This window comes from Candidatus Neomarinimicrobiota bacterium, assembly GCA_016784545.1.
GTDB lineage: Bacteria > Fidelibacterota > UBA8477 > UBA8477 > JABMPR01 > JABMPR01.
Genome location: JADHUM010000054.1, coordinates 1 through 13774, shown reverse-complemented (window position 1 = coordinate 13774; position 13774 = coordinate 1). Strand labels below are relative to the sequence as shown.

Here is a 13774-nt window from a genome sequence, read left to right as displayed (position 1 = left end):
GAGTATGTCAATCCGCATTTGGGGTGAGGTAAAGGTACCTGGTGTAAAACTGGTCCCCAGTGATGCTGATCTAATTTCGATTCTCAGCTATGTAGGTGGTCCTACCGATAAGGCAAAACTTGACAATATCAGGATACTTCGATTTAATGAGACAGAAGGTGAACCCAGAGTTGTGGTTGCCAATGTGGAAAAGTTTCTTGAAACAGGTGACAGCAAGCATATTCCAAAGATTTATCCCAACGATACTATTATCGTCAAGGGTACTATCTGGAAAATTCTGAGTACTGCAACGCCTTACATAAATCTGATGGTAACCTTAATCAACGGCTATTATCTCTACACCAGAACGACGACACCTTAAATGTTCGATGAAATTAGAGATGAAATGGGTGGACTTAAGCAGCGTCTCGATACGCTGAGGGGGCATCTTTGACCTCTCTGAGGTGCAGTCAGAACTGGGAGAATTAAAAGAGCTATCTGTCAAAGACGATTTCTGGAATGACCAGGCCACTGCTCAGGAAACTCTCAAAAAAATTAATTTATTAGAGTCTCAAATCTCAGATTGGGAAAATGTTCTCACTCATGAGGAAGATCTTGATATTCTCGTGGAAATCGCCCTTGAAGATCAAGACGAGAGTCTTACTCCAGATTTATCAAGATCATTACGCAAATTCCGCAAGACTCTGGACGACTATGAATTGCGACAATTACTCTCAAATGAGGATGATGCTCTCAATTGCATCGTCACCATTCATCCCGGCGCAGGTGGAACTGAATCTCAGGATTGGGCTGAAATGCTTTACCGCATGTACACGCGCATGTTTGACAATCGGGGATGGAGTTGGAAAGCTCTTGATTATCTCCCTGGTGATGAGGCTGGCCTCAAAGATGCTACTATTGAAGTAAAAGGCAGTTTTGCTTTCGGGTATTTAAAGGCCGAGAATGGGATTCACAGATTGGTGCGTATCAGCCCCTTTGATTCAAATTCCAGACGTCATACATCATTTGCATCTGTCTATGTTTATCCCCTTTACGACACTGAAATTGAAATTAACATTGATATGAGTGAAGTGAGAGTAGATACCTACCGCGCCAGTGGAGCCGGTGGACAGCATATCAACAAAACAGACTCAGCCGTACGGCTCACACACGGCCCAACCGGTATAGTCGTCCAGTGCCAGAATGAAAGATCCCAGCATAAGAACAAAGAAACGGCCATGAAAATGCTCAAGGCTAGACTCTATCAGCTTGAGAAAGAAAAGGAGCAGGCCAAGATGGATCAAATGGCCTCCTCCAAAACTGAAATTGGTTGGGGAAACCAAATCAGGTCCTATGTGTTTCATCCCTATACCATGGTCAAAGACCATCGCACTAAACATGAAACAGGAAACATACAAGCCGTCATGAATGGTGAAATAGACGGTTTTATCAAAGCATATTTATTGAATCAAATGGGAAAAGAATCCTAATGAGTGAGCGTACCCTTAATGAGATCATGGATCAGCGAAAAGAAAAGATTAAAACGCTGGTTGCTGATGGTATAAATCCATACCCACACAACTACCACCGAACCCACCTGATAACTGAAGCCCTGGAGCGCTTTGATGATCTCCAGGAGAAAAAGGGAACCCGCCTTGCCGGTAGACTCATGTCCAGACGCGTCATGGGCAAAGCCAGTTTTGCCAACATCATGGATGGTAGCGGAAAATTGCAGCTATACATCGGCCGTGATGATATTGGTGTTGATACTTACATGATGTTCAAACAACTGGATATTGGCGATTTCATTGGTGTCAGTGGTGAACTCATGACAACACGAACCGGTGAAAAAACCTTGAAAGTTCATGAACTAACGCTTCTGAGTAAGAACATCCGTCCTCTACCTAACGTGAAGGAAAAGGATGGCCAGATGTTTGATGGTTTTGAGGACAAGGAACAGCGCTACCGAAAACGTTATCTTGATCTTATCGTCAATCCTGATGTAAAGGAAACCTTTGTCAAAAGGGCAAAGATTTATCGGAGTATTAGAACCTTTTTTGACGATTCAGACTATCTGGAAGTAGAAACACCCATTCTTCAGCCGCTTTATGGTGGTGCCTCAGCACGTCCCTTTAAAACGCACCACAATGCCCTGAATATTGATCTTTTCTTGCGTATCGCTGATGAGCTATATCTCAAGAGGTTGATTATTGGTGGTTTTGAAAAAGTATTTGAATTTTCTCGAAACTTCAGAAATGAAGGTATGGATCGCACACACAATCCTGAATTCACCGCGATTGAATGGTATGAAGCCTATGTCGATTATTTTTATCTCATGGATCAAGTGGAATCACTCTTCAAGCATCTCGCTACTGATCTGGGCCAGTCCACATTTGAATTTAATGATCATGAAATTGACCTGACTAAACCCTTTGACCGGGCAACGATGGCAGAACTCGTGCAAAAACATGCCAATATTGATTTGTCGACGGCTGATACAGCAGAATTGCTCAAAGTTTGTCGTGAACACAAGATCGATGCTGCAAGTGATGCTAATTATGGTCAGCTTCTGGATGCCTTGTTTGATGAATTGGTCCAGCCACATCTCATTCACCCAACCTTTGTTACCGAATATCCGAAAGCCATTTCTCCACTTGCCAAGGAAAAGCGGGATAGCGATGGGACTTTTGTTGAGAGATTTGAATTATTTATTGCCGGGTATGAATTTGCAAATGCTTTTAGTGAATTAAACGATCCCATTGACCAACGTGAAAGATTGGAAGCTCAATCTGCACTTCGGGCAGCTGGCGATGAAGAAGCTCAAACTCTGGATGAGGATTTTCTCCAGGCTATGGAGTATGGAATGCCTCCAACAGGAGGTGTTGGCATTGGACTTGATCGTTTGGTCATGTTACTCACCGGTAATAGATCCATCCGGGATGTCCTTCTATTCCCACAAATGCGTCCTGAAACTAAAGGATAGGTTAAAAACCTCAGAAGTGTCCTATACTGGCTATCTCGCGACACGATATCTTTTCGGTAAGCACCGGGTTCCCTTTATAGCGTTTATCTCGCGCACCACCATGATAGGTATGGCGTTAGGGGTTGCTACATTGTTATTAGCCCTGGGTGTTATGCGTGGATTCGAATCAGTGGTCACAGACAAAATAATCGGATTTGATACCCATATTCGTATCGAAAAACTTTTTGAATCAGGATTTGATCTTGATGAAGAGAAAATTTCTGAAATTTCTGAGATTCCTGGTGTTGAACAGATTTTCCGAATCAAAAAAGCTGAAGTCATGCTGAAGGCCAACAACATTACCGAAGGTGCCATGCTTGAAGTGATGCCTGAGTCTGCATTGAGTCAGCTATACTCGGTGAGCGCAAACTATACAACAGGGGAGAGCAACCAATCCGGTCTGATTATTGGTGCGGCATTGGCTGACCAGCTTGAAGTCAGAATCTCAGACCAGATTCTGGTATATGATTTAGGGTCGTTTACTGATCAGCTAGGTCTACCCAGCATTGCTGCGACACAAGTTCACGCCATTTATGAATCTGGTATGATTGATTACGATAGGAGTTATCTCTACTGCTCACCCCAAACCATGGATGAGTTGTTCCCTGATAGTCCAGATACAGATGATTTTGGCGTTTTTCTTACTGACATCTCTCTGACCAATGAAGTGATGAATCAGATCGATCAAATTCTACCCTATTCCCATTTGTCTATTTCATGGAGAGATCGACATCAAACCCTGTTTAATTGGATGAAGACCCAGCAACTCCCCATCTTTATCATATTTAGTCTGATTATGATTGTGGCCCTTGTAAATATTGCCAGTACACTCATCTTGATAATAATGGAAAAAAGAACAGAGATAGGAACCTTGAGAGCTCTGGGTACCAGTCGGAAACGAATTCGAAGAATTTTCGCCCTGGAGGGTCTCATGATGGGGCTTCTGGGGACAATTGCTGGTATCATCTTGTCCATCATTCTAGCCTGGTTACAGACAAGCTTTGGACTCATTTCGCTCCCCAGTGATGTCTATTTCATGGACAAGGTTTCAATTTTGATTGGGGTAGAAGATGTTATTGCCATTTCGGGAGGTGTCATTCTCCTCGCAATCCTATCCTCACTCATACCTGCTATGCAGGCCAGCCGTCTCCAACCTGCTGATACCTTGAGGGATGAATGAGCCAACTGAATTGGTATATGGCTCGTCGATATTTCTTTACCAAGAGGAGTAATCGATTTATCAGCCTGGTAGGTGGAATATCGATCATAGGGATTGCTCTTGGTGTCATAGCCCTCATCATCACCATGGCCATTTTAAACGGCTTTGAAGGAGAAGTGACACGTCGCATTGCTAATTTTATTCCCCATGTCATTATTTCCTCTGATGCGAATATTGATGAAGTGAGATCGCTAGTCCCTGATGCAAAAGCCATATACACCAGTACAGAACGAAAAGCCGTACTTGAGGTATTAGATGACAAAATGGTTTTAAACATTCATGCAATTGACCAGGAATCTTGGGAATATTTCTTAACGGATGCACCACGAGAGCAGAATACTTCAGGTCGTCTCAAGAGAAATGACTTCGAGTTACCTGGTATTGTTATCGGAGCTGGAATTGCTGATAAATTCTTTATCACAACTGGAGATACCGTTTCCATTCAAAGTCCTCTGGATATTCGCTCAGGTTTGTTTCGTATTCCTCAGAGACATTTTGTGGTGACAGGAATCTTTCGTTCTGATATCTTTGATTTTGACCGAAATCTGGCCATCATCGACTATGCTGAGGGTCGCAGAATGTTCAAATCTGCAGGCAAGGAAGTTATTCATCTTCAACTAAAGGACTTCAATGACGCAAAAGACGTCAAAGCCCAATTGAATCAATCCTTGCCCGACCTGGAAGTGCAAACCTGGTATGATCAGCATAAAACCCTCTTCGATGCCATGCGCATGGAAAAATGGGGGAGTTTTATCGGTTTGAACATGATCATTTTGATAGCGGTATTCAATATCGTCAGTTCTTTGATGATGATGGTCCTCGAAAAAACCAGTGACATTGGTATTCTGCGGGTGATGGGTGCACAATCATCCAATATCCGGAAAATATTTAACCTTCAGGGTCTCATTGTGGCTTTCCTTGGTGTCATCCTTGGTGTTGTTGTGGGAAGTCTTCTGGTTCTCAGCCAATCAAAATGGAGCTGGATCACCCTTCCAGATGAAATTTATTTGATACCAGTCCTACCCGTTGAGTTATACTGGTCCGAAGTGTTCATGGTTGGTATTGTAGCCTTTGCCATTGTTCAATTATCGGTTCGATATCCATCGAAAAAAGCTGCAAAGCTTTTGCCATTGGATGCAATCAATTATAAAAGATAGAGAAACAGATATGAATACCATCCTTCAAGTTATCGATATTAATAAAAGCTATTCAGCAGCAGGTGAGAAGCTAGAAGTCCTGAAAAATGTCAATTTGAGTATGGATAGAGGTGAAATCGTTGCCATCAATGGCCCCTCAGGGATTGGCAAGACCACGTTGCTTAATATTATCGGTACGCTTGATACGGCAGATTCAGGTGAATTGATTATTTCAGGAAAATCACCAATTACAATGAATGACGAAGCGCTGAGCACCTTTCGTGCAGAGAACCTGGGCTATATTTTTCAATTCCATTATTTACTTCCAGAATTCACGGCGCTGGAAAATGTACTCATTCCAGCTAAGATTGTTGATCTTGACAAAGAAATAGCCCGAGATAGAGCAAAAAGCCTCCTGGAAGCCGTTGGAGTCTATGAGAGGCGTCATCACAAGCCTTCACAGCTATCCGGTGGTGAGAGGCAGCGTGTGGCCGTAGCCCGCGCCCTGATGAATCGTCCTGAACTGGTTCTTGCTGACGAACCAACGGGGAACCTTGATCCTGACAATGGCAAACGGCTCATCGATTTAATCCATTCAGTCAGAAAAGAATTTGAACAATCTTTTCTTATTGCTACCCATAGTAGATCACTCTCTGCAGCTTGCGATAGAGTCGTCTCCCTGACATAAACAAATTCTAACACACACATTGTTTTACTCAGAGGTGTTTATGCCCTATATTGGCACCTGATGAAACATGAATAATTTTGAGGTTATTAATTGAAAGCAAATTTCCATAAAAAACTCCAAGCAGTGATTCAGCTCTCCAAAGAGGAAGCTATCAGACTGGGGCACGCATATATAGGTTCTGAACATCTTTTGTTGGGAATCTTCAGGCAGGGTGACAATAAAGTCATAGATATCCTGCAATCATTAAATATTGATCCTACTGAGATTAAAAATCACATTGAAGAACAAATCCGTACTTCAGGTGGCACCATGATCCTTGGCACACTCCCTTTTACCAAGCGAGCTGAGAGAATTCTAAAAAATACATATCAGGAAGCTCGAGATCTCAATGCTGACGTTGTAGATGTGGAGCATTTGCTCCTGGCAATACTCCGTGAGCAGGAAGGTATTGCAGCTGATATGCTGGCTCAATTCAGCATAGACTATGAAATAGTTCGCGATGAAATGGAGTTTTCTCCTGAGGTAGGTGGTCGTGAGGTGGATACTGGTAAAGGGAAGCCTCAGAGCAAAACACCTGCGTTGGATCATTTTGGACGCGACATGACAGCATTGGCCAGGGCAGGCAAGCTTGACCCTGTCATCGGTAGAGATAAAGAGATTGAAAGGGTCGCCCAGATTCTTTCTCGCAGGAAGAAGAATAACCCAGTGCTTATTGGTGAACCTGGTGTGGGTAAAACTGCCATAGCTGAGGGTCTGGCCCTACGGATTATTGGCAAGAAAGTCCCACGCATTCTGCTGAGTAAACGTTTGGTATCTCTTGACCTGGCTGCTTTGATCGCAGGCACTAAATATCGTGGCCAATTTGAAGAGAGAATGAAGGCAGTTACGACTGAGCTGGAAAAAAATGATGATATCATTCTTTTTATTGATGAGCTCCACACTATCGTGGGCGCCGGTGCGGCCAGTGGTTCCATGGACGCCAGCAATATGTTTAAACCAGCCCTCGCCAGAGGTGACCTGCAGTGTATTGGTGCAACAACTCTGGATGAGTTTAGAAAATATGTGGAAAAAGATGGGGCTCTGGAGCGACGCTTTCAGAAAGTCATGGTAGAACCTCCGTCAAGAAAAGAAACTTTACAGATTTTACACGGTTTGAAAGATCGTTATGAGGCTCACCATAATGTGCAGTATTCTGATGAAGCTCTGGAAGCTGCCGTATCATATTCAAGCCGCTACATACAGGATAAATTTCATCCAGACAAAGCGATTGATGTAATGGATGAAGCTGGAGCTAGAGTGCATTTGGCAAATGTGGATATTCCAGACAATATTGTGCAATTGGAAGCTGATCTGGATAATCTTCGCATCAGAAAAGAAGATGTTGTTCGTAACCAGGAATTTGAATTGGCTGCATCTCTCAGGGATGATGAGAGAAACCTGACCAAGAAATTGGAAGAGGCTAACGAAGAGTGGAATACGGCCATGAAGATTGATCCACCTCCAGTAAAAATCGTCGATATCGCTGCAGTCGTTTCATTGATGACCAGCATTCCTATCCAGGATGTGGCTGAGAGTGAGGCTGAGAGGCTTTTGAAGCTCGAATCTGAGATGACCAAGCATCTGGTGGGGCAGGAGCATGTAATTGATGCGATGGCCAAAGCCTTAAGGCGTGCTCGCAGTGGATTTCGTGACCCTAAAAAACCTATTGGTTCGTTTCTTTTTCTCGGACCCACAGGTGTTGGCAAGACAGAGATGGCCAAGGTATTGGCCAAGTATATCTATCAGAACGAAAAAGCACTCATAAAAATGGACATGTCGGAGTATTCCGAACGCTTTAATGTGAGTCGCCTGATTGGTGCCCCTCCAGGTTATGTGGGGTATGAAGAGGGTGGTACTCTCACTGAGGCGGTCCGCAGAAATCCCTATAGTGTTGTGCTCTTTGATGAAATCGAAAAAGCCCATCCTGAAGTTTACAATATGCTGTTGCAGATTATGGATGAAGGACAATTGACAGATAGCCTGGGTCATACGGTTGACTTCAAGAACTGCATTATGATAATGACTTCAAACCTTGGTGTAAAGAATCTTACTCAGCCTGGCATTGGATTCAATCGTAAAGATCATAAAGCCGTACTTGAGGATCAGCGTGCTAAGATAAACAAAGAAATGAAGGAAACTTTCAAGCCTGAATTTATCAATCGCCTGACTGATTCATTCGTATTCAACTCACTTGTACGTGAGGACTTGATTAAAATTGTTGACCTGATTCTGGATGATGTAAGCCATTATGCAAATGAGAAGAATGTCCAGATCAAACTGAGTCCGGCGGCCAAAGCATTGATTGTAGACCAGGAGATTGAGACCGAGTATGGTGCTCGTCCCTTAAGGCGCATCATCCAGAATATGATTGAAGACAAGATTGCTGAAATGACGCTGAGAGGTAAGGTCAAAACGGATTCCACAGTTGCAGTTTCAGTTAAGAATAAGGTGCTCACCTTTAAAGTCTCTAAATCAACCAGGAAAAAATCATCCAAACCTGAGGCTTCCCTGAATCACGAGTGAGATCCAGGTTGATCAATACGAATCCAGTTATTGTAATCCCGGTCTATAACGGCCGGGATTCTGTTTTACGGCTTATTCAGGAAATAAAAGGCGTCATTGATTGTCCAATAATGGTGATTGATGATGGGTCAACAGATGGAACCAGGGCTGAAGATTTTGTGGATATCGCTTATTTAAGGCATCCACAGAACAAGGGTAAGGGCGCGGCCTTGAAAACAGGGTTGAAACTGGCTAAAGAAGCAGGTTTCCATAATGCCATCACTCTGGATGCAGATGGTCAGCATGACCCCCATGAAATCCCTAATTTTATATCTCGGGTAGAGGAATATCCAGGTTCATTGGTGGTTGGGATGCGCAATTTGATTACCGAGTCTATGCCCTTTCATCGCAAGCTCTCCAATAATATTACCAGTTTAATATTGTCATTAAGAACATCACTACGAGTGCGAGACAGTCAAGTAGGTTATCGATGTTATCCACTGAGTGATAGTCGATTATGGGAATCTGTTGAAGATGGGTTCCAATTCGAATCTGCCGTATTTTTTAACGCGGCTAAGCTAAGAATCCCCTTAGTCTGGCAGCCCATTCCTGTTATATATGGGTCGGAAGAGAGTCATATGCATCTTCTCAAGGATACATTGCGTTTTGTTAGAACCTTATTCAGGAGTTTTAAGTGGTAGATTCAGTGCTTCAATTCTTTCAAGAATTTATTCAGGATCCGCGTTGGATCACGTTTTTATTGGCTATGACCCCCATCGGTGAACTCAGGGTAGCCTTACCCTGGGGTATAACTTTTGGCAATATGCAATGGTATGACGCCTATATGTGGGCTGTGGCGGGGAATTTTCTGATTTCAATTCCCATTCTCTTCCTTCTAGGCCCAATATCCAAATTCTTAATGCGCTGGACTATCGGTGAAAGGTTTTTCAATTGGCTATTTGCCAGAACCCGTCGCAAGGGGAAGATGATAGAAACCTGGGAATTTCTGGGATTGGTCATTTTTGTGGGTATACCATTGCCCGTAACGGGTGCCTGGACCGGTGCGGCAGCGGCTTTCCTGTTCGGTTTGTCCTACAGAAAATCTTTTCTGGCCATCTTCACTGGTCTCATAATGAGTGCTACGATTGTCACTATCATAACCACAACTGGCGTGAAACTATTCGGATAGCCCCATACAAAGGATAACCACAATTATCCTTTTGCTAACAGGGTTTGATAATGATATACTATCGCGCTTTTAGGGCATTTCGGGGTGTGGTCCGTCTTCGCTTCACCTGCTTTAGTTAGCAGGTTCATTGCTTCGACGGGACGTACTTCAGCTTATTGATATTGGCATAATGGAGAATGTTTCATTCCAGGGTATGCTTATCATTAATTCGGGGTGTGGCGCAGCCCGGTAGCGCGCTTCGTTCGGGACGAAGAGGTCGGAGGTTCAAATCCTCTCACCCCGACAGGTGAAATTTTACAGCGCGGATTTGAGTCCGCGCTTTTTATTTAAATGAGGATGTTATGGCAGAGCGGTATCCATTTGATCAGATCGAGGCGAAGTGGCAGAAGCATTGGGACGAGAACAAGACCTTTAAGGCACTTGACCATCAGACCAATAAGCCCAAATACTATATTTTAGATATGTTTCCATATCCATCAGGTGCTGGTCTCCATGTGGGCCATCCTGAAGGGTATACGGCTACTGATATTCTCGCTCGTTATAAACGGATGCGCGGTTTTAATGTGCTTCACCCCATGGGTTGGGATGCATTTGGTTTGCCCGCTGAGCAATACGCCATAGAGACAGGTACTCCACCTGCCATAAAAACAGCAGAAAACATCGCCACTTTCAAGCGTCAGATACAATCCCTGGGTTTTTCATATGATTGGGACCGCGAAGTAAACACTACAGATGAAGCGTATTACAAGTGGACTCAGTGGATATTTCTCCAATTATTCAAAAAAGGCTTGGCCTACGAAGCAGAAGTTGCTGTCAACTGGTGCCCGGAACTGGGTACGGTGCTGGCCAATGAGGAAGTTATCGATGGCAAGTCTGAACGTGGCGGCCATCCTGTTGTCAGAAAGCCCATGCGCCAATGGATGCTGAAGATCACGGAATATGCAGAGCGACTGCTTTCCGATCTAGATGATCTGGATTGGTCAGAGTCAATTAAAGACATGCAGCGCAACTGGATTGGTAAGAGCGAAGGGGCAGAGGTCGAATTCCCATTAAATGGTCATGACTTATCCTTGAAGGTTTTTACCACACGTCCCGATACCTTATTTGGGGCAACCTATATGGTCATGGCGCCTGAACACCCTTATGTAAAAGAAATAACAGTTTCAGAACAGCTGGCTGAGGTGGAAGCCTATGCAGTTAAGGCTGGGTATAAAAGCGATCTGGATAGAACTGAACTTGCCAAAGATAAATCAGGAGTGTTCACAGGTGCATATGCTGTCAATCCAGTCAATGATGAACTTATTCCAATATGGGTAAGTGACTATGTATTAATGAGTTATGGCACTGGAGCAATTATGGCCGTTCCAGCTCATGATACACGGGATTATGAGTTTGCTAAAACCTTTGACCTGCCAATTCGGGAGGTTGTGTCTGGTGGAGACATTAGTTCTGAGGCCTTTACTCAAATTGAAGATGGATTTATGATCAACTCTGCAACTGCAGATGGAGGCTTTTCCATAAACAATCTTAAACCATCAGAAGCGATTAAGAAAACCGGCCAATGGCTGGAGTCTACTGGCAAGGGTCACGTTACTGTTAACTATAAACTGAGGGATTGGCTGTTTTCGAGGCAAAGATATTGGGGAGAACCCATTCCAATCTTGCATGATGGTAACGATGTTATCCCACTGTCTGACAGCGACTTACCGCTTACACTTCCAGTCCTGGAGCGTATAAAACCTTCAGGAACAGGGGAAAGCCCCTTAGCCAATGCCAGGGAATGGCTAAACGTAGTTGACCCATCATCCGGAAAGGTATATGTGCGAGAAACCAACACCATGCCTCAATGGGCCGGGTCTTGCTGGTACTATTTAAGATTCATCGATCCACATAATGATGATCAAGCCTGGGATTTAGAGAAAGAGAAATACTGGATGCCAGTAGATCTATACGTGGGTGGTGCTGAACATGCTGTGTTACATTTGTTGTACGCGAGATTCTGGCATAAGGTTTTATTCGATTTAGGCTATGTTTCAACTCGTGAACCTTTTCAAAAATTGGTGAACCAGGGGATGATTCTGGGAATGGATGGGGAAAAGATGTCCAAATCCCGTGGTAATGTCATCAATCCCGATGAGGTAGTTGGTCAATATGGTGCAGATACCATGCGGTTGTATGAAATGTTTATGGGGCCACTGGAGCGCTCTAAACCATGGAATACCAGTGGTATAGAGGGTGTTTATCGGTTTTTAAACCGTCTATGGAGACATTTTATTAATGATGAGGGCAGCGTCATTGAGTTAAGTGATACCACACCTACAAATGAGACCTTGATCATGATGCATGCATCAATTAAAAAAGTTGGTAATGACCTCGAGGGTTTGGCTTTCAATACTGGAATTTCCCAATTAATGGTGTTTTCCAATCACTTAAGATCATTAGAAGTTGTTCCCAGGCAAGCCCTTGAAGTATTTCTCATGCTTCTAAATCCGTTTTCACCACATATTGCCGAGGAAATGTGGTCGCTTATGGGTCATGACGATGAATTAGTCTATACCGAATGGCCTGAATATGATGAACAGCTTCTGGTGAAAGACATGGTAAAATTAGCCGTCCAGGTCAATGGAAAGGTGAGAGCACAGATAGAGGTAGAGGTAGATGCAGACAAGGCGACAATTCTCAAACTAGCTCACGATCAGAATTCAGTGCAGCAGCATACTGAAGGAAAGACTATCTTAAAAGAAATCGTGGTTCCAAACAGGATTGTTAATATCGTAGTGAAGTAGTTGAATATACTGGATTAGCGTAAGAAGGGTAGAGATACCCTTTTTACATAAAACTAACACTCGACATAATATATATTAACATGGTATTATGATAAATCCTGATTCACAGCCATTTCTATCCATTTATCATAATCTGGATCGATATCACCCGTTCTGAACATGATTATTTCTGGAGTGTCATAACTGTGTGACTTTTTAATATACTCCATCAACAGCTGCGCATGCTTTTCCGTGGTTTTGAATTGAAGTAACAATTCCTGTGACTTCTCCAATTGACCACGCCATTCGTAATAGCTGGTGATGTTGGGAATAATTTGGACACAAGCAGCCAGATGCTCTTTAATCGCGTCCTCTGCAAGTGAGTTGGCTAAGCTAGCCTTGTCAACTGTTGTGGTAACAAGGCAACATGATTCTCTCATAAATATTCCTCCGTGCGTATCTTCTTAACATGCATAATCCTTTTGCTCAAAATATCTTTCTGTAAATGGATTCCTGCATGCCAGGACAATGCTATTTCATATGGGAATATAATATTGCCATGACTTAGGCCGCTGTTTATATTCGCCGCGCTTTAAGCTTTTTGCCGGGTGGTGAAATGGTATCACTAAGGTCTCTGGTTCCTTCATTGGGGGTTCGAATCCTCCCCCGGCAACGTTTTTTGAATGTTTTTGATTCCATGGTAATTGTGAGAATAATGGGATCGTCAATATCGATTGTAAGTGCAATCTCGATATAAAAGCATAATTTGGCGCGTTCGTCTAGTGGTCTAGGACGCTGGCCTCTCACGCCGGTAACAGGGGTTCGACTCCCCTACGCGCTACGACCAGTAAAGATTTCGATCTTTAATTGACATGCACCAGTAGCTTCCGTCTACGCCCTTCGACAAGCTCAGGGCTACGACGTGACAGGCAATTTCGCTACTGGTTTGAGAAAATAGGTTTATGATGATGAATAATTTCATTATCAGTGGTATGCACCAGTAGCTCAATTGGATAGAGCGTTTGGCTACGGACCAGAAGGTTCCGGGTTCGACTCCTGGCTGGTGTACAAAAGGCCCCTGAAATTCAGGGGCCTTTTTTGGTAGTGTGCCGTGCATGGTTAATAACTAGGTGGTGCAAGTCCACTGTGGAGGATTGTAGTTTCCAACCACTAGTCGAGAGCAAGGGTGTCGTGGGTGACTGCGAATCTGAAGGAAGCTTAAGACAAATTTCCGA

At 43.6% G+C, this 13774-nt stretch carries 10 protein-coding genes, 4 tRNA genes and 1 pseudogene; 14 read left to right on the top strand and 1 reads right to left on the bottom strand.

Features of this window, described 5'->3' with window-relative positions:
- The first annotated feature begins 4 nt into the window (after positions 1–4).
- The 11 genes and pseudogenes from ISR87_12210 to ISR87_12160 all read left to right on the top strand — a co-directional run bounded on the left by ISR87_12210 (position 5) and on the right by ISR87_12160 (position 12560).
- Entirely contained in the window at positions 5–361 is a 357-nt protein-coding gene (locus ISR87_12210; GenBank protein MBL7026205.1) for an SLBB domain-containing protein, read from the top strand.
- A 7-nt stretch (positions 362–368) separates the two neighbouring features.
- A pseudogene (gene prfB, locus ISR87_12205) lies at positions 369–1469 on the top strand (peptide chain release factor 2).
- Positions 1469–2962 carry a lysine--tRNA ligase gene (lysS, locus tag ISR87_12200; protein ID MBL7026204.1) on the top strand — a complete coding sequence of 498 codons (1494 nt, stop codon included), beginning with the start codon at positions 1469–1471 and terminating at the stop codon, positions 2960–2962. Before prfB ends, lysS begins: the two are co-directional and overlap by 1 nt.
- A 130-nt stretch (positions 2963–3092) precedes the next feature.
- Positions 3093–4181 carry an ABC transporter permease gene (locus ISR87_12195; protein MBL7026203.1) on the top strand — a complete coding sequence of 363 codons (1089 nt, stop codon included), beginning with the start codon at positions 3093–3095 and terminating at the stop codon, positions 4179–4181.
- Entirely contained in the window at positions 4178–5377 is a 1200-nt protein-coding gene (locus ISR87_12190) for an ABC transporter permease (GenBank protein ID MBL7026202.1), read from the top strand. Before ISR87_12195 ends, ISR87_12190 begins: the two co-directional genes overlap by 4 nt.
- Before the next feature lie 10 nt (positions 5378–5387).
- Positions 5388–6044, top strand: coding sequence for an ABC transporter ATP-binding protein (locus ISR87_12185; GenBank protein MBL7026201.1), 657 nt, complete (start codon positions 5388–5390; stop codon positions 6042–6044).
- 90 nt (positions 6045–6134) lie between these two features.
- The gene (locus tag ISR87_12180; protein MBL7026200.1) at positions 6135–8606 is read left to right on the top strand and encodes an ATP-dependent Clp protease ATP-binding subunit; all 2472 of its coding nucleotides are present in this window, start codon (positions 6135–6137) and stop codon (positions 8604–8606) included.
- Entirely contained in the window at positions 8603–9286 is a 684-nt protein-coding gene (locus ISR87_12175; protein ID MBL7026199.1) for a glycosyltransferase family 2 protein, read from the top strand. Before ISR87_12180 ends, ISR87_12175 begins: the two co-directional genes overlap by 4 nt.
- A complete protein-coding gene (locus ISR87_12170; protein MBL7026198.1) occupies positions 9280–9774 on the top strand; it encodes a small multi-drug export protein in 495 nt (164 codons plus the stop codon). Before ISR87_12175 ends, ISR87_12170 begins: the two co-directional genes overlap by 7 nt.
- A gap of 209 nt (positions 9775–9983) precedes the next feature.
- Positions 9984–10057 (top strand) — tRNA-Pro (locus ISR87_12165).
- A gap of 58 nt (positions 10058–10115) precedes the next feature.
- Complete coding sequence (locus tag ISR87_12160; protein ID MBL7026197.1) at positions 10116–12560, top strand: leucine--tRNA ligase; 2445 nt, start codon at positions 10116–10118, stop codon at positions 12558–12560.
- 86 nt (positions 12561–12646) lie between these two features.
- Here the strand turns inward: ISR87_12160 and ISR87_12155 are convergent, their stop codons facing one another.
- Entirely contained in the window at positions 12647–12979 is a 333-nt protein-coding gene (locus ISR87_12155; GenBank protein ID MBL7026196.1) for a divalent-cation tolerance protein CutA, read from the bottom strand.
- A 162-nt stretch (positions 12980–13141) separates the two neighbouring features.
- On the opposite strand from ISR87_12155, the gene ISR87_12150 reads away from it, so the two are divergent.
- The 3 genes from ISR87_12150 to ISR87_12140 all read left to right on the top strand — a co-directional run bounded on the left by ISR87_12150 (position 13142) and on the right by ISR87_12140 (position 13607).
- Positions 13142–13212: transfer RNA gene (locus tag ISR87_12150), tRNA-Gln, on the top strand.
- A 95-nt stretch (positions 13213–13307) separates the two neighbouring features.
- A tRNA-Glu gene (locus ISR87_12145) sits at positions 13308–13380 on the top strand.
- 153 nt (positions 13381–13533) lie between these two features.
- Positions 13534–13607 (top strand) — tRNA-Arg (locus tag ISR87_12140).
- Positions 13608–13774: the final 167 nt, after the last annotated feature.